The organism is Serratia sp. BNK-33-b, assembly GCF_048684565.1.
Classification (GTDB): domain Bacteria; phylum Pseudomonadota; class Gammaproteobacteria; order Enterobacterales; family Enterobacteriaceae; genus Serratia; species Serratia marcescens.
This window is the reverse complement of record NZ_JBLQTZ010000001.1, coordinates 1,571,708-1,588,295: the sequence shown is the minus strand read 5'-3', so window position 1 is coordinate 1,588,295 and position 16,588 is coordinate 1,571,708. Positions and strand designations below refer to the sequence as shown.

15 protein-coding genes and 1 tRNA gene are annotated in these 16,588 nt (G+C 58.8%); 5 read left to right on the top strand and 11 right to left on the bottom strand.

The genetic code is table 11. The features are described from left to right. Window positions 1-11: 11 nt before the first annotated feature. From ACMGGK_RS07540 to ACMGGK_RS07520, 5 genes are all read right to left on the bottom strand, one after another. Complete coding sequence (locus ACMGGK_RS07540; protein ID WP_151254639.1) at window positions 12-728, bottom strand: ABC transporter ATP-binding protein; 717 nt, start codon at window positions 726-728, stop codon at window positions 12-14. Continuing rightward, complete coding sequence (locus tag ACMGGK_RS07535; RefSeq protein WP_016927043.1) at window positions 725-1,600, bottom strand: ABC transporter ATP-binding protein; 876 nt, start codon at window positions 1,598-1,600, stop codon at window positions 725-727. The genes ACMGGK_RS07540 and ACMGGK_RS07535 overlap by 4 nt, the downstream gene beginning before the upstream one ends. Beyond that, complete coding sequence (livM, locus tag ACMGGK_RS07530) at window positions 1,597-2,883, bottom strand: high-affinity branched-chain amino acid ABC transporter permease LivM (RefSeq protein ID WP_016927042.1); 1,287 nt, start codon at window positions 2,881-2,883, stop codon at window positions 1,597-1,599. The genes ACMGGK_RS07535 and livM overlap by 4 nt, the downstream gene beginning before the upstream one ends. Window positions 2,884-2,893: 10 nt before the next feature. After that, the gene (locus ACMGGK_RS07525) at window positions 2,894-3,808 is read right to left on the bottom strand and encodes an ABC transporter permease subunit (protein WP_016927041.1); all 915 of its coding nucleotides are present in this window, start codon (window positions 3,806-3,808) and stop codon (window positions 2,894-2,896) included. 123 nt (window positions 3,809-3,931) lie between these two features. After that, complete coding sequence (locus tag ACMGGK_RS07520) at window positions 3,932-5,050, bottom strand: branched-chain amino acid ABC transporter substrate-binding protein (protein ID WP_016927040.1); 1,119 nt, start codon at window positions 5,048-5,050, stop codon at window positions 3,932-3,934. Window positions 5,051-5,505: 455 nt separating this feature from the next. On the opposite strand from ACMGGK_RS07520, the gene ACMGGK_RS07515 reads away from it, so the two are divergent. Further along, window positions 5,506-5,581, top strand: a tRNA-Asn gene (locus tag ACMGGK_RS07515). Window positions 5,582-5,654: 73 nt separating this feature from the next. Here the strand turns inward: ACMGGK_RS07515 and ACMGGK_RS07510 are convergent. The 3 genes from ACMGGK_RS07510 to ACMGGK_RS07500 all read right to left on the bottom strand — a co-directional run bounded on the left by ACMGGK_RS07510 (window position 5,655) and on the right by ACMGGK_RS07500 (window position 7,938). Then, window positions 5,655-6,863: an aldose 1-epimerase family protein gene (locus ACMGGK_RS07510; protein ID WP_420276806.1), complete on the bottom strand. Its 1,209-nt coding sequence runs from the start codon at window positions 6,861-6,863 to the stop codon at window positions 5,655-5,657. A 414-nt stretch (window positions 6,864-7,277) separates the two neighbouring features. Next, a complete protein-coding gene (locus ACMGGK_RS07505; protein ID WP_016927038.1) occupies window positions 7,278-7,580 on the bottom strand; it encodes an XRE family transcriptional regulator in 303 nt (100 codons plus the stop codon). Between the two features lie 4 nt (window positions 7,581-7,584). Beyond that, entirely contained in the window at window positions 7,585-7,938 is a 354-nt protein-coding gene (locus ACMGGK_RS07500; RefSeq protein ID WP_420276805.1) for a type II toxin-antitoxin system RelE/ParE family toxin, read from the bottom strand. A 438-nt stretch (window positions 7,939-8,376) separates the two neighbouring features. Between ACMGGK_RS07500 and ACMGGK_RS07495 the strand changes: the two genes are divergently transcribed. Beyond that, window positions 8,377-9,672, top strand: a complete 1,296-nt coding sequence (locus ACMGGK_RS07495) for an MFS transporter (RefSeq protein ID WP_028127724.1) — start codon at window positions 8,377-8,379, stop codon at window positions 9,670-9,672. A gap of 27 nt (window positions 9,673-9,699) precedes the next feature. Next, the gene (locus ACMGGK_RS07490; protein ID WP_151254638.1) at window positions 9,700-10,506 is read left to right on the top strand and encodes a substrate-binding domain-containing protein; all 807 of its coding nucleotides are present in this window, start codon (window positions 9,700-9,702) and stop codon (window positions 10,504-10,506) included. On the opposite strand, the gene ACMGGK_RS07485 is transcribed toward ACMGGK_RS07490, so the two are convergent. The 3 genes from ACMGGK_RS07485 to ACMGGK_RS07475 all read right to left on the bottom strand — a co-directional run bounded on the left by ACMGGK_RS07485 (window position 10,481) and on the right by ACMGGK_RS07475 (window position 13,193). Next, window positions 10,481-11,380 (bottom strand): LysR family transcriptional regulator, encoded by a 900-nt coding sequence (locus ACMGGK_RS07485; RefSeq protein WP_420276804.1) that lies wholly within the window; start codon window positions 11,378-11,380, stop codon window positions 10,481-10,483. The genes ACMGGK_RS07490 and ACMGGK_RS07485 overlap by 26 nt on opposite strands. Before the next feature lie 103 nt (window positions 11,381-11,483). After that, window positions 11,484-11,849, bottom strand: a complete 366-nt coding sequence (locus ACMGGK_RS07480; RefSeq protein WP_004935528.1) for a diacylglycerol kinase — start codon at window positions 11,847-11,849, stop codon at window positions 11,484-11,486. 219 nt (window positions 11,850-12,068) lie between these two features. Continuing rightward, complete coding sequence (locus tag ACMGGK_RS07475) at window positions 12,069-13,193, bottom strand: hypothetical protein (protein ID WP_016927031.1); 1,125 nt, start codon at window positions 13,191-13,193, stop codon at window positions 12,069-12,071. Between the two features lie 738 nt (window positions 13,194-13,931). On the opposite strand from ACMGGK_RS07475, the gene ACMGGK_RS07470 reads away from it, so the two are divergent. Further along, a complete protein-coding gene (locus tag ACMGGK_RS07470; protein ID WP_033645743.1) occupies window positions 13,932-15,671 on the top strand; it encodes a fatty acyl-AMP ligase in 1,740 nt (579 codons plus the stop codon). Then, window positions 15,668-16,582, top strand: coding sequence for an NAD-dependent epimerase/dehydratase family protein (locus tag ACMGGK_RS07465; protein WP_420276803.1), 915 nt, complete (start codon window positions 15,668-15,670; stop codon window positions 16,580-16,582). The genes ACMGGK_RS07470 and ACMGGK_RS07465 overlap by 4 nt, the downstream gene beginning before the upstream one ends. Window positions 16,583-16,588: the final 6 nt, after the last annotated feature.

The following is a 16,588-nucleotide window of genomic DNA, read 5'->3' as shown; positions in this document are numbered from 1 at the left end:
TGAGGCGGCGTTCAGCCGCCGCCCAGATAGGCCTTTCTCACCTCCGGATCGTTCAACAGCTCCTGGCCGCTGCCGGTGAGGCGGATCTGGCCGTTGACCATCACATAGCCGCGATCGGACAGTTTCAACGCGTGGTTGGCGTTCTGCTCCACCAGAAACAGCGTCATGCCGCTGCGGGTCAGCTCGCGCAGCACCCCGAAGATCTGCCGCACCACGATCGGCGCCAGCCCCAGGCTCGGCTCGTCCAACAGCAGCAGCTTCGGCCGGCTCATCAGCGCGCGGGCGATCGCCAGCATCTGCTGCTCGCCGCCGGACATGGTCATCGCCCGCTGGTTGCGCCGCTCCTTGAGGCGCGGAAACAGCTCGAACATGCGCGGCAAATCCTCCTCCAGGTAGCGATTGCCGACGGTGATGGTGCCCATCAACAGGTTCTCCTCCACGCTCATGTCCGGAAAGATGCGCCGCCCCTCCGGCGCCTGCGCGATGCCGCTGCTGGCAACAAAGTGCGTGGAGCGGCGGCTGATGTCCTCGCCGCCAAACAGGATCTGCCCGCCGGCGATGCGCGGCTGGCCGAAGATCGACATCAACAGCGTGGACTTGCCCGCGCCGTTGGCGCCGATCAGCGCCACCGTCTCCCCGGCCTTCACCTGCAGCGACACCTGGCGCAGCGCCTGGATCGGCCCGTAAAACACGTCCACTTCGCGAAATTCCAACATCGCTTCGCTCATCCCGCCAGCTCCTCTTCGTCCGCGCCCAGGTAGGCGGCGATCACCGCCTCGTTGTGCTGGATCTCTTGCGGCGTGCCGCGGGCGATCACATCGCCGTGATCGAGCACGATCACCCGATCGGAGATCTCCATTACCATGCCCATGTCATGCTCGATCAGCAGCACCGTGATGCCGTGATGCTGGCGCAGGAAGCGGATGATGCGGCTCAGCGCGGCCGTCTCCACCGGGTTCAGCCCGGCGGCCGGTTCGTCGAGGCAGATCATCTCCGGCGCGGTGCACATGGCGCGCGCGATCTCCAGCCGCCGCTGCTGGCCGTAGGACATCTCCCCCGCCAGCCGGTTGGCGCAGTCCGCCAGATCCACCACCTCCAACCAATAGAAGGCGTGATCGAGCGCGGCGCTTTCCGCCCGGCGGTAGCCCGGCGTATTCAGCACCCCGGCGATCAGGTTGCGGTTGCTCTGCATGTGCTGCGCCACCAGCAGGTTCTCCACCACCGACATTTCGCGGAACAGGCGGATATTCTGGAAGGTGCGCGCCAGCCCGGCGCGGTTGACCAGGTGGGTGCCGCCGAACATCTTGTAATAGAGGCGCGAACCGAGCCGCTTCGGGCGTATCCAGTCGCCGGCGCGGAACTTCTGCCCCAGCACTTGGATCACGTCGGTCGGCCGCTTGTGGGTATTGAGCAGGATCGCACCGCCGCTGGCGCGGTAAAAGCCGGTCAGGCAATTGAACACCGTGGTCTTGCCGGCGCCGTTGGGGCCGATCAGGGCGGTGATGGAACCGCGCTCCACCTCCAGATTGACGTCGTTCAGCGCCTTGATGCCGCCAAAGCGCATCATCAGGTGTTCCACCCGCAAAATGGCGTCGCTCATGGCGCCACCCCCTTGCGTTCGGCGAAGCTGGATCGGCTGATGCGCACCAGCCCGCGCGGCCGCCAGATCATCATCGCCACCATCAGCACGCCAAACAGCAGCACCCGGTATTCGGCGAAGCTGCGCAGCAGCTCCGGCGCCACCGTCAGCACGAAGGCCGCCAGCACCACGCCGAGGGTGGAGCCCATGCCGCCCAGCACCACGATCGCCAGGATCAGGGCCGACTCGAAGAAGGTGAACGAAGTCGGGTTGACGAACCCCTGGTAAGTGGCGAAAAACACCCCCGCCAGCCCGGCGGTGGAGGCGCCGAGCATAAACGCCGACAGCTTCACCAGCACGTGATTCAGCCCCAAAGAACGGCAGGCGATCTCGTCCTCGCGCAGCGCCTCCCAGGCGCGGCCGATCGGCATGCGCGTCAGCCGGTGCTTGATGTACAGCACCAGCAGCACCACCAAAAACAGCATCGCGTAGATGAAGATGAACTTGAGGTTGGGATTGTAATCGATGCCGAGAAACTCGTGGATCGGCACCCCGCCGTCCTTGGCGCGCCGGCCGAACTCCAGACCGAACACCGTCGGCGCCGGCACCGAAATGCCGTTCGGCCCGCCGGTGAGCGACATCCAGTTGTTCAGCACCAGCCGGATGATCTCGCCGAACCCGAGCGTGACGATGGCGAGATAGTCGCCGTGCATACGCAGCACCGGAAAGCCCAGCAGCGCGCCGGCCAGCGCCGCCATCAGCGCCCCGAGCGGCAGCATCGCCCAAAAACCGAGCCCGAGATACTGGTAGCCCAATGCCAGCCCGTAGGCGCCGATGGCGTAAAACGCCACGTACCCCAGATCCAGCAGCCCCGCCAACCCGACCACGATATTCAGCCCCAGCCCGAGCAGCACATAGATCAGGCCGAGGATCGCCACCGTCAGCAGGTACTTGGTGGCGACGAACGGGAACAACAGCGCGATCGCCGCCATCAGCGGCAGGAACCAGCGCAGATTGGATTTATAGCCCAGCGGGCGCACGTAAACGCCGTCGTTGCCGCCGTCGAAGCGCGCCAGCACCTTGCGGCCCGGCGCGGTTTGCAGGAACAGGCTCAGCAGCAGCCGCCCGGCCATCACCGCGACGATGATCCACACCAGCCGGTGCGGCTCGAAGTTAAAGCTGTAGCCGTTCAGCACGATGCCGACGATCGGCCCGAACACGATCAGGGCGATCAGCCCGGCCAAAACGGCATCCAGCAGGCTGCGTTTAACGTCCAGCCCGCCGTTGATTACGGATTGCGACATGGCGTTCTCCTTAAACCTTGGCGACCAGCGGCCGGCCGAGCAGGCCCTGCGGGCGGAAGATCAGGATCGCCACCAGCAACCCGAAGGAGAACACGTCCTTGTAATCCGAATTCACCATGCCGGCGAACTGCGCCTCCGCGACCCCGAGCAGCAGCCCGCCGAGCATCGCGCCCGGCAGCGAACCGATGCCGCCCAGCACCGCGGCGGTGAAGGCCTTGATGCCGATGATAAAGCCGACGTAAAAATCGAAGGTGCCGTAGTTCATGGTGATCAGCACCCCGGCCAGCCCGGCCATGGCGGCGCCGATCACGAACACCAGCGAGATCACCCGATCGGTATTGATGCCGAGAATCGAGGCCATTTTGCGATCCTGCTGGGTGGCGCGGCAGATGCGCCCCAGCCGGGTGCGCTGAATGATGTAGGTGAGGATCGCCATGCCGAGCAGCGACGCCACCAGAATGAACACCTTGGTGTAGGTGATCTGCACCACGCCGCCGTCGAACTCCAGGCGGAACACGCCGCTCAGCAGCGTCGGGATGCCCTGCTGGCGCGGCCCCTGGCTGATCTGCGCGTAGTTTTGCAGGATTAACGACATGCCGATGGCGGAGATCAGCGGCGCCAGGCGGGTGGAGTTGCGCAGCGGCCTGTAGGCGATGCGCTCGATCACCCAGCCGTACACCCCGGTGATGACGATGGTGAATACCAGCGTGCCGAGGATCAGCAGCGGGAACGAGTGCAGCCCGAAGAACGACAGCAGCGCCAGACCGATGGCGCACAGGTAGGCGGAGATCATGTACACCTCGCCGTGGGCGAAGTTGATCATGCCGATGATGCCGTAAACCATGGTGTAGCCGATGGCGATCAGGCCATACACCGCGCCGAGGGTCAGGCCGTTGATCAGCTGTTGCAGAAAGAATACATCCATAATGAGCAGTCTCGCCTGGTAAGGCCGCCAACGCAGTCCGACGCGGCCAAAGGTAGTCGCGGAACGGGCGCGCCAGGGCGGCGGCCCGTCGGTCATAGGGTCATAACTTCACGGTTCGGCCGTTTACAGCTGGTGATATTTGCCCTTGTCATCCCATTGATAGACCACGTAGTCCGAGACCTTCAGATCGCCCTTCTGATCCCAGGCTTTTTTGCCCATCACGGTGTCCACGTCGTGCGACTTCAGCCATTCGGCGGCCTTGGCGCTGTCTTTGCCGCCGGTGGCGTTGAAGGCGGCGGCGATCGCCTGGATCGAAGCGTAGGAGTAAAGGGTGTAGCCTTCCGGCTCAAAGCCGCTGGCGCGGAACTTGGCGATCACCGCCTTGCCTTCCGCGATCTGGCGCGGATCGTTGCCGAAGGTCATCAGCACGCCGTTGGTGTACTGCGGCCCGCCGGCGGCGGTCACCAGCTCTTCGGTCACCACGCAGTCGCCGGAGAAGAACTTGGCGGTCACGCCCTGCTCGCGCATCTGGCGCACCAGCGGCCCGGCTTCGGGATGGCAGCCGCCGAAGTAGACCACGTCAGGTTTGACCGAGGCGATCTTGGTCACCAGCGCGTTGAAGTCTTTCTCGCCGCGCGACAGCCCCTCATACAGCACCTCTTTAACCCCGCGCTTGTTCATCGCCGCCTTGGCGGCGTCCGCCAGCCCCTGGCCGTAGGTGTCTTTATCGTGGATCACCGCGATGCGTTTGGCCTTCAGGGTATCCAGCATGTAGTTGGTGGCGATGACGCCCTGCTGATCGTCGCGCCCGCACATGCGGAACATGGTCTTCATGCCGCGCTCGGTGATCTGCGGGTTGGTGGAGCCGGGGGTAATGGCGATGATGCCGGCCTCGTCATACACCTCGGAGGCGGGCATGGTGGATGAGGAACAGAAGTGGCCGACCACCGCCGAGACCTTGTCCTGATCCACCAGCCGGTTGGCGACCGCGACCGCCTGTTTCGGTTCGCAGGCGTCATCCCCCTGCACCAGTTTGATTTTTTCCCCTTTGATGCCGCCGGCGGCGTTGATGTCCGCCGCCGCCTGCGAAGCCCCGCGCCAATACTGATCGCCGTAAGTGGCGTTCGGCCCGGAGAACGGCCCGGCGACGCCGATGACGATATCGGCCTGCGCGGAAAACGCCGTACCTAAACAACCGATGAGCAAAGCAGCGAGCGGACTTTTTATCAATTTCGATGACATTGTTATCTTCCTCAGCACTGTTGTAGCGAAACGCCCTGGGGCGCGGATCAGTCACTTTATGTGTAGACGGGGAAAATAATTTTCTTGAGAGCGCAGTCGCATTCCCCAAAAATGGGTAAGCAAAAATCCAGCCATTGTGACGACGAATACATATTGTTTGCTTATTCATCCTACATATCAGTTGCGGCGCGGCGTGTGGCGGGGATAACAGGGGCTGAGCCGTACGGCCAAGATGGGAAGGTGCAGGATAGCGAGAGTGACCCTGCACCATCGCCGTGCAAAGGCGTGTGCAAGCGGCGTCAAAACGATTTGGGATGCAAAAATCAACGCATCGCGATGGAAAATGCCGAAAAACAGCGCAAGGTGCTCATTCCCTCAGCAAACGCGCTTTTTTTGCAGTTTAGCGCTTTGACAAACCCCAGGCGCCCCGCTATTATTCGCCCCGTTCACACGATTCCTCTGTAGTTCAGTCGGTAGAACGGCGGACTGTTAATCCGTATGTCACTGGTTCGAGTCCAGTCAGAGGAGCCATATTTAGAGAAGCCCGCTTAAGGAAACTTAAGCGGGCTTTTTGCTTTAACGCTAAATGCATCGACAGGCAGCGTTACTCTGTGGCTATCGGCGCGTCATTCTCATCAATTTTTACCTTGCCCTGAATATCCGCAATCTTCTGCGCCAGACCCGCTACCTGCGCTTTGCTGTGCAGCAAGGTATAGGTCAGATCAAACTGCGCACTGGCGCCAGGCTGCAACTGCTTAACGCGTTTTTGTTCGCGCTCGACAGTGACCGGGTAGGCATAGCTGGTGCCCGGCTCAATCCCCGTTACATACCCCTGTTTTAACGTATCGGTATTCTTCCACAGCGTCAGGACGGGCAACTGGCGGGTATCGAACTGAATCGCCACCCCTTTGTCGCCCGCGTTATTGACCAGCGCCGCCAGTGTCTGATGATTCGGATCCGATAATGGCTTAATGTTAAAGACCATTTCATCGAACCCTTTGGTTGGACCGGCATAGGTTCCCCAGGTCTTCAGCCCGGCTTTGGCATAGTCGTTAAACGGACTGATGCTGGCCATCGGCGCCAGGAAGCGAGCGCCATTTTCCAGAATCGGCGCGCCGAAATTGCTGTGATAAATAATCTGGTAGTCATGGGGATAATCCGCCCGGTTGGTTAACACATCATGCAGGCGGAAACTGTTGCTGCCGGGCACATAGCGCAATTCGGTCAGGGTTTGCAGATCGGCTTTTTTGAATGTGCTCTCTTTGATCAGGCCGCGAACACGAATTTCATACGGCGCCGTATCCGCGACCTCAACCTCAACCCGCGAGGCCGGCGTATTGCCCGCTTTGCCGTGCAACGTGTAAATTTGCCCTCCTTCGGTCACTGGATGACCGGTCCACTCATAGCCACAACGCACCATCATCTCATTGAAACCTTCCAGCCAGCCGAGCCCATTGCGGCTTTCCAGGTTGATAAAGGCGGGGTTGACCACCTCTTTGACCGGGGAATCCCATCCCATTTTCGCGCCAAATCCTTCTGCCCGCAGGAGGTTCATGCCGCGGGTGGGACTCAGCGTGATGGTCAGGCCATCCTCGCTGCGGATAATCACGACTTTGCTGCCTTCTTGCTTACCGCCGTGCAATACCTTCTGCTCAATGCTGAACGTTTTATCCTTAATCTTCAGCGCCTCGCTCGAAATCTTCCAGTTTCCTTTCTCCACGCCATCTTCAGCGCTGGTCAGCACCCAACTCTGCGCCGCCGCCTGTCTTGAAATCAGGGCCGAAAACACCGCCATCACCCATGTCTTTTTCATTTCCCTTCCCCTTTAGCTGAATCGATTTTTTATAAACAAGGGAAAATCTACTGTTAAGCAGGTTAAAGAAATGTGATGAGCTTCACCGGGTGAGTATTTGAAGAAATAGTGCGACAAAAATACGAATTTCATCGCAGTTTTAATGAAAGACGTTGAGTTTTTGCACATGAAACGAGCTACTTATCAACATAATTTGTATCGTTTCAGCTAAGGAGCAAGGAGACAGTTACGGGCAAGCAAGACATCGCGAAGGGAGTGCGGGTGGCTTGTTTAACGCTATCCGGCCCAAACGAAAGTGCTCAGACAGCCTGCCCGTCTTGAGCCTCGTTGCTTTCACGGCCGCCTGCTTGTGTCAAAGCACAAAGCCCGCACCGGGGAATCTGAGCGTGCTTTGTGCCTTTCTGCCGTTAGCGCTTACAGCACAAACTCGTAGTGAGAGCCGTCCGGCAGTTCAATGTCCAGGCGCAGTTTGCCGCCGGCCGCCTCAACATAGCGTTTAAGCGAAGACAGTTTCAGATCGCGGCCAGGTTTTTCCATCACGGCAACGGTCGGCTGCCTGATCCCCAGCGCCTGCGCCATTTCAACCTGCGTTTTCTGTACTTTTTCACGCAGCTCGGCAAGGTGAATGTTCAGCATGATGTCCGCCGCCAGCGCCTGCGCTTTGGCCACGACCTCGGGCTTTTCATCCGCAATAAGCTGTTCCAACGTTCTGCCCATCGCGTCACTCCTTCTCGTTTAATGTGTTCAGCCAGTTCGTGAATTCCCGATCGGCAACCTGGATCATCCCATCGTAAAAACGCTTTTCATTACCGGCTTTATTGCCCGCGCAAAGCACAATGCCAATACGGTACGGATCGAAAGCGAAGAATGCCCGCAACGGTTCGCCTCGGCGCTGAATGCGCAACTCTTTCATATTGCTGTAACGTGAGCCTTTAACCGTATCGGCATAGGGTCTGGGCAGCCCCGGCCCCTTTTCCCGCAGGACCATCAATGCGGTAAGTACGCCGGCCCGATCGGCATCGCTGAGTGATCTGAACCAATGATCAAATGCATCCGTTGTTTTAATTTCCCACACGGGACCTCCCTAAAATATAGATCAGTAACTATATAGATGTAAAGCTATAGCAGAGAGGCGCTGGGATAGCATGCAAAGGCATGCGTGGATACTGCAAGGCTGAACGTACATCCACGCATTTTGCAAACGCAGTGCGAGGCATTCAGCTTTTTACGCGCGGTATCGAACAATCGTTCAGAGGCACGGAACGTTTCCCCGCCGCCCCTTTATGAACCCTGTCACAAAAAGCGCATAACGTTTTCGACGTTCTACGCAGCGGGCGATGAGCGGCAAACTTGTTAACGCCACGTTACATCGGGTTAGGCAACATTGTTAACGCCGATTGATGCGCCAAACGCATCGCGCCATGCGTTTATTGCGCTTATTTACTTTATTTTCCTGAGCGAGTCTTCAGCAACAGGCGCGGCGTCAGGCGCCAATAACAAACTGGAGATAAAGATGCATTCCTCTACCTCACCCATGACTCCCCGGGCCAGAGCCGGCGCGATATTGCGCGTCACCTCCGGCAACTTTTTAGAGCAGTTCGATTTTTTCCTGTTCGGCTTTTACGCCACCTACATCGCACACACCTTTTTTCCGGCCAGCAGCGAGTTCGCCTCACTGATGATGACCTTTGCGGTGTTCGGCGCGGGCTTTTTGATGCGCCCGATCGGCGCCATCGTGCTGGGCGCTTACATCGATAAAGTCGGCCGCCGCAAAGGGCTGATCGTGACCCTGTCGATCATGGCCGCGGGCACCTTCCTGATTGTGCTGATCCCCTCTTACCACAGCATCGGGCTTTGGGCGCCGCTGCTGGTGCTGTGCGGGCGCCTGTTGCAAGGCTTCTCGGCGGGTGCGGAGCTGGGCGGCGTGTCCGTCTATCTGGCCGAAATCGCCACGCCGGGCCGTAAAGGCTTCTACACCAGTTGGCAGTCCGGCAGCCAGCAGGTGGCGATTATGGTGGCGGCGGCCATGGGCTTCGCGCTCAATGCGGCGCTGGAAGAAAGCGCCATTCGCGAATGGGGCTGGCGCATTCCTTTCCTGTTCGGCTGCCTGATCGTTCCCTTCATCTTCCTCCTGCGCCGCAAGCTGGAAGAAACGCAGGAGTTTACCGCCCGCCGTCACCACCTGGCGATGCGCGACGTGTTTAAAACCCTGCTGAAAAATTGGCCGGTGGTGATCGCCGGCATGCTGATGGTCGCCATGACCACCACCGCGTTTTATCTGATCACCGTCTATGCGCCGACCTTCGGCAAAAAGGTGCTGCTGCTCAGCGCTTCCGACAGCTTGCTGGTCACCCTGCTGGTGGCGATCTCCAACTTCATCTGGCTGCCCATCGGCGGCGCGCTGTCGGACCGCTTCGGCCGCAAACCGGTGCTGGTCGCCATGACGCTGCTGACGCTGGCCACCGCCTACCCGGCGCTGAGCCTGCTCGCCGCCGCCCCCAGCTTCGGCATGATGCTGGCCGTGCTGCTGTGGCTGTCCTTCATTTACGGCCTCTATAACGGCGCCATGATCCCGGCCCTGACGGAGATCATGCCAACGGAAGTGCGGGTGGCCGGGTTCTCGCTGGCCTACAGCCTGGCGACGGCGGTGTTCGGCGGCTTTACGCCGGTGATCTCCACCGCCCTGATCGAATACACCGGCGATAAGGCTTCACCGGGCTATTGGATGAGCTTCGCCGCGCTGTGCGCCTTGCTGGCGACGCTGTATCTGTATCGCCGCATCGCCATGCCGCTGCAAACCGCACGCTAACCCGCAATCGCAACAGGGAATCATGTCATGCAGAAACTCACTCGTTCGATCCTCGCCGCGCTGGTGTGCGCCTCCTGCAGTACGGCGGCGCTGGCCAAAGACGTGACCGTGATGATCTCCGGCGGCTTCAAAGCCGCGCTGGAAAAACTGGCTCCGGAATATGAAGCCCAAAGCGGCGACAAAATCATTCTGGTGTCCGGCCCCTCGATGGGTAAAACGCCGCAGGCGATCCCCGCGCGGCTGGCGCGTGGAGAGCAAGCCGATGTGGTAATCATGGTGGGCGACGCGCTGGCCCAACTGGACACAGGCGGCTGGATCCAGCCGGGTTCGCGCGTGGAGCTGGCCGACTCGCCGATCGGCATGGTGGTGAAACAGGGCGCGCCCAAACCGGCGATAAAAACGGATGCCGAGCTGCGCAATGTCTTGCTGCAAGCTGACTCTTTCGCCTATTCCGACAGCGCCAGCGGCCGCTACGTCAGCGGCCAACTGTTCAAAAAGCTCGGCATCGAGGAACAGGTGAAAGGAAAGGCGCATAAGGTTGAGCGCATCCCGGTGGCCTCTGAAGTGGCGCAAGGGAAATACGCGCTGGGCTTCCAGCAGGTCAGCGAATTGCTGCCCGTGGCGGGCGTCACCTTTATCGGCGAGCTGCCGGAAAACGTGCAGTACATCACCCGCTTCGCCGGCGCGGTGACCGCTAAGGCGGAGCACCGCCGCGAAGGCAAAGCGCTGCTGAACTTCCTCGCCTCCTCTCAGGCGCAGCCGACCATTCGCACGACCGGCATGCGAACCGTGCCGGCGCAGCAGCCAGTCAGGCAGAGTGATACTGTTCAGTAATCAGCTTTTCCAGCTCGGCGGCGACAAAAGACTGCATGCGGCCGCGGCGCCGGATCAGACCGACGGTGCGTTTCACCACCGGATCAACCAGCGACACCGACGTCAACACCGAATGTTCTGAAGCGGGCATCGACATGGCGGGCACGGCGGCAATGCCGATGCCCGCCTCAACCATGCCCAGCATGGTTGTCACATGGCGAGTTTCACACACGCTGGGGCGTTCCGGCACGAGGTGTTCCAGGCGCTGATCGAGCAGATTGCGATTGCCGGAGGTTTTATCCAGCGAGACGTAATCCTGCTGATAAAATTCCCGCCAGGTGAGGCTCTTTTTACCGGCGAGCGGATGGTCACGTCGGCAGGCGGCCACGTAGACGTCCCCCACCAGCGGCACAAATTCAAGATTAGGCTGCAGCCGCCCGGCAAAGCAGATGCCGAAATCGGCCTGGCCGCCGGTGACCGCCTCAATCACATTGCCTGCGCTGCCGTCGATCAGCTTGACGCGCACGCGCGGATAGCGCAGCCGGAAACGGCGTATCACGTCGGGCATGAAATAGTAGGCCGCCGAGGGCACCGTGGCGACGGTAACCAGCCCCACCCGCTCTTGACTGACCTTATCGATATCGGCCATCACCGCTTCGACGTTCATCAGCAACTGCTCAGAACGTTCGGCAAAGGCCTGCCCGTACAGCGTCAAGGTCACGCGCCGGGTGGTGCGATCGAACAGTTTGCTGCCCAGCGCGTTTTCCAGTTTCTCAATCCTGCGGCTCAATGCCGACTGCGACAGGCAGATAGACTCTGCGGCCAGCCGAAAATTGCCGTACTCCACCAGCGCGCGAAACGCATAGAGATCGTTGAGATCAAAATTTACGGGCATAACGGCCAACTCTCCTTGCTGAAATGGCATAAAACGCAAACCAACGATGATAACCGCTTATATCGCCACGGCAACCGGCTTGCTGGTTGAGCCACCAAAGCCCCTATCGCCCCAGCAGCACCATTCCCCAAATAATGATAGTCATCACCACGGCCACCAGCTGCGCTGCGCCGCCCAAATCTTTGGCGCGTTTGGATAACGGATGCAATTCCAGCGAAATGCGATCGACCACGGTTTCAATCGCCGTATTAAGCAGCTCAACCACCAATAGCAGAAAACTGCAGGTGATTAATAACAGCCTTTCTATATTTGTAATATCTAAACCAAATGTAACAACCAGTAAAATGGCGTTAATAACCAATAATTGGCGGAACGCATCTTCGGTAAGCACGGCATCAATAAACCCGGCCCAGGAATTCCTAATGCTGTAGGTTAATCGGCTTATTCCTTTTTTCTTTTCCACAGGCATACAATCAGCTCTCGTCAAAACTGCGACAGTCACTCGCAAATAAATCACGCAACGTGAATTTATCTCGAGTTTATTAATTAAAAACCTTAACCGTTCTCTTTCAGGAAACGATGCATTCACTCACTCGCCGTCCCCCTGCTCCTGAAACGCCACCGCCCGAAAATGCCCTGGCGCGGTTATTATTCTGGGAGCGTAAAAAGGGGACGCGATATCAGCCGCTTAAAGCGTTTTCTCGTACAAGCGGTAACGCTTGTACGGCACCGCGCCGATGCGTTCTAAAATCGTCCGCATGCCGGTATTGGTTTCCAGGATCCACGACATTTCCAGCGCGTCGATATTGCGCTTCGCGAAAGGCTCGCGCAGCGCCTCAATCAGCAGCAGCGCAATAATGGGCCCGATGCGGCTGAATTGATATTCCTGGCGTACGCCCATCAACGGCACGCGCGCGGTGCGCACGCCGCTGACTTTCAGGCGCCACAATAGCTTCGCCCAGCCGAACGGCAATAAACGCCCCTGCAGATCGGCAATCGCTTCGTTAATGTTTGGCAGACCGACGATAAAGGCGCAGGGGGCGCCATCCACCTCAGCGATATGGATCATATCGTCAGGCACCAGGAACTTCAGCTGATCCCCCATGGTGGCGAACTCGTGCTCGGTGAACGGGACAAACCCCCAGTTATGTTGCCACCCGGAGTTGAACACCTCGCGCAGCACCTGCATCTCCTCGCGAAAGCGCTTGCGATTGAGACGGCGAACGGTCACCTTTTTACGCACCTGATCCATCATCCGGGTTAACGACGGCGAAAAATGCAGGTCGGTTCTTTTCATCCAATAGGCAAGCAAATCAATCCCTTCGCTGTAGCCCTGCTGCGCTATCTGGGCCGCGTAGTAAGGTTTCGCGTGCGTCATCAGGGCGGAAGGCGGGGTATCGAACCCTTCGACCAACAGGCCGCTTTCCTGATTGATATTGAGGCTGAATGGCCCGGTGATTTTACGCGCGCCTTTCGACCTCAGCCACTCCTCCGCTACCGTGAATAAGGTGCTGAACACGGCGGGATCGTCAACGGCGTCAATCATGCCGAAATGGCCGGTATCCTCACCATGCAGCTCCCGGTGCAGAGAATCGATTTGCGCAGTGATGCGTCCAACCACTTTGCCCTGTTTTTTGGCCACCCATGCCTGCCATTCAATATGGTCGGTCCCGGGATTCTTCTTTGACAGGTGCTCTTCGCGCTCTACATGCAGCGGCTCAATCCAGTTCGGATCATCGCGAAACAGTTGCGAGGGGAAAGCAATAAATTCTTTAAGTTCGCGTTTATCCAGAACTTTCTCAATACGGATCATAAATAGCCTTACGTTTTAATAAAATAATTAAATAAGCACGCGACAACGCCTTTAGCATTTTTTATGCTGTTGCCTTTTATTGAATTGTGTATTGCCTCCGGCTCACTGATAAGAAAAACCGAATATTCCCCCTCGGCGAATCAGCAACGTGTTGCCTGACATTCACCCTGTGATGTCCATAATTGATAAAAAAAGGAAACAGAAAGCGGCGCAGCCAGGCTACGCTAATAGTGCTCTTTTATTATTTCGTGCTGTTATGGTAAAAGAAACTCGCCGCTTTTAGTGTACCGACTTTAATCAGGAGGTGCGCCGCCATTTTTACCACTTAATGCTATTTTTAAGATTAGCCTTAAATGAATCGTTCACTTTTGAATTTCTTGCGGCATACTGTTTAGGAAGTGTTTAAGTTCCAAGATAGCCATGCATGAGGTCATAACCTATGAGCCGACAGTTATTTCCTGCCCGACAGATGCAGACTAAAGAACGGCGAAGTCCGGATATTACAATAGTCTCTCATATCTCGCCAGGGTGCCGCTCAAGGCTGATGACTCGGGCTACTTACGCTCTGCCCGGTTAATAACCGGCATGCCGCTCGAGCACGGCAATATACGCTGTTCGCGGAATGAAGATGGTTGAATAACAAACTTATTCAAAACCTATTCATAGTAAAACATCAATTACCTCGCCAAGAGTGATTTCTCTCTTTTGGTGATTTTTAATCTATGGCTAAGTTTGTCTATGTCTGAAACAAGTTCCGTTCATTCTCTTCCCATGCGCTATGCGGACTTCCCCACGTTAGTGGACGCGTTGGATTACGCGGCACTCGGTAATACGGGAATGAATTTTTACGACCGTCGCAATCAACTCGTGACCGTTCTCGACTATCGCACGCTGCAGCAAAAAGCGATCGCGGGCGCGCGGCGTTTATTGTCCCTGAAGCTCAAGAAAGGCGATCGCGTGGCGCTTATCGCCGAAACCAGCCCGGGCTTCGTCGAAGCCTTTTTCGCTTGCCAATATGCCGGCCTGGTGGCGGTGCCGTTGGCAATCCCGATGGGCGTTGGCCAGCGCGACTCCTACACCGCCAAACTGAAAGGGCTGATCGCCAGCTGCAACCCCGCGGCGATCATCAGCAGCGAAGAGTGGACACCGCTCATCGCGTCGGCCACGGAAAACACGTCGGCGATGCACATCCTCAGCGACGCGGACTTTAACGCCTTGCCAGAGCCGGAGATCGCGTTGCCGGCGCCTTCGCCCGACGATATCGCCTATCTCCAATACACCTCGGGCAGCACCCGCTTTCCGCGCGGCGTGATCATTACCCAGCGGGCGGCCATGGCGAACCTGAACGCGATCAGTCGCGACGGGATCAAGTTGCGCGCCGGCGACCGCTGCGTTTCGTGGCTGCCTTTCTATCACGATATGGGCCTGGTCGGTTTCCTGCTTACGCCGGTGGCGACCCAGCTGTCCGTCGACTACCTGCGCACGCAAGATTTCGCCATGCGCCCGATGCAGTGGCTGAAACTGATCGCCAAGAATCGCGGCACGGTGTCCGTCGCCCCGCCGTTCGGCTACGATCTGTGTCTGCGCCGCAGCAACGCCAAAGAGCTGGCCGATCTGGATCTTTCCAGCTGGCGGGTTGCGGGCGTGGGCGCCGAGCCGATCCCGGCCGAGCTGCTCGCCCAGTTTGGCGAACACTTCAGCAGCATCAACTTCGACAGCAAAGCCTTCATGCCGTGCTATGGCCTGGCCGAGAACACCCTGGCGGTGAGTTTTTCCGACCCTTGCTCCGGCCCGCAAACCAACGAAGTCGACCGCGATATTTTGGAATACGAGGGTAAAGCGGTCGCGCCGGGCAAGAAAACCCGCGCCGTCTCGACCTTCGTCAACTGCGGCCGTGCGCTGCCCGGCCACCGCATCGAGATCCGCAGCGAAACCGGGCAACCGCTGCCGGAACGTCAGGTCGGCCATATCACGATTTCCGGCCCCAGCCTGATGAACGGCTATTTCTGCGACGATGAGTCCCAGCAGCAGATCCAGGTGACCGGCTGGATGGACACCGGCGATCTCGGCTATCTGCTGGACGGCTATCTGTACGTCACCGGCCGCAAGAAGGATTTGATCATTATTCGCGGCCGCAATATCTGGCCGCAGGATATTGAGTACGTCGCGGAATCCGAACCGGAAATCCGTTCCGGCGATGCGATTGCCTTCGTGACCGAAGAACACGACGAAGCGGCCAGGATCATTTTGCAGATCCAGTGTCGAGTCAGTTCGGAAGAACGCCGTGAACAAATCGTGCATTCGCTGAGCGCGCGCATTCAAAGCGAGTTCGGCATCGCGGTGGACATCGAGCTGCTGCCGCCGCACAGCATTCCCCGCACGTCGTCGGGTAAACCCGCACGCGCGGAGGCCAAGAAACGCTGGCTGAGCGCTTCGCTCTACCCGCAAATGCCGCAGCTGGCCGGTTTCGCGCAATGAGCGGCACCGTGGCAGTGACGGGCGCGACCGGCTTTATCGGCCGGCATATCGTCCAGGAACTGCTGGCGCAAGGGTTTAGCGTGCGCGCCCTGACGCGGCAAACCGGAAAAGCCGCCGCAGACAACCTGCAGTGGATCCCCGGCGCGCTGGAAGATCGGCCCTCGCTCACCGAACTGGTGCGCGGCGCGGAGTGCGTCGTGCATTGTGCGGGCCAGGTGCGCGGGCATGCGGAAGCGGTGTTCACCCGCTGCAACGTCACCGGCAGCCTGAATTTGATGCAGGCTGCCAAACAGAACGGCCGCTGCAATCGCTTCTTGTTCATGTCGTCGCTGGCGGCCCGCCATCCGGCGCTGTCCTGGTACGCCCATTCAAAACAGGCCGCCGAGCAGCAACTCATCGCCGCCACGGGCGATATCGCGCTGGGGATTTTCCGCCCGACGGCGGTTTACGGGCCCGGCGATAAAGAGCTGAAACCGCTGTTCAACGGCCTGCTGCGCGGCGTGCTGCCCCGGCTGGGCGCGCCTGACGCCAGGCTCTCTTTTCTGCACGTGAGCGATTTGGCAAAGGCGGTCAGCCAATGGGTGCAAACCGAACCCGCGCAGCCGAATATTTACGAACTGTGCGACGGCGTAGCCGAAGGCTATAACTGGCTGCGCCTGCGGGACATCGGCGCCGCCGTGCGTCACGGGCCGGTGCGTCTGGTGGGCATTCCGCTGCCGCTGCTGAAAGCCCTGGCGGATATCAGCGTGGTGTGGAACCGCCTGGTAAAAAAAGAGCCGATGCTGACGCGCAGCAAAATACGCGAATTAACGCATCGCGACTGGTCCGCCAGTAATCAGGCGCTGTCGCAACAGATTAATTGGTTTCCACAGGTGAGTTTGGAACGCGCGTTGCGTGAAGGGCTGTTTTAATTATTC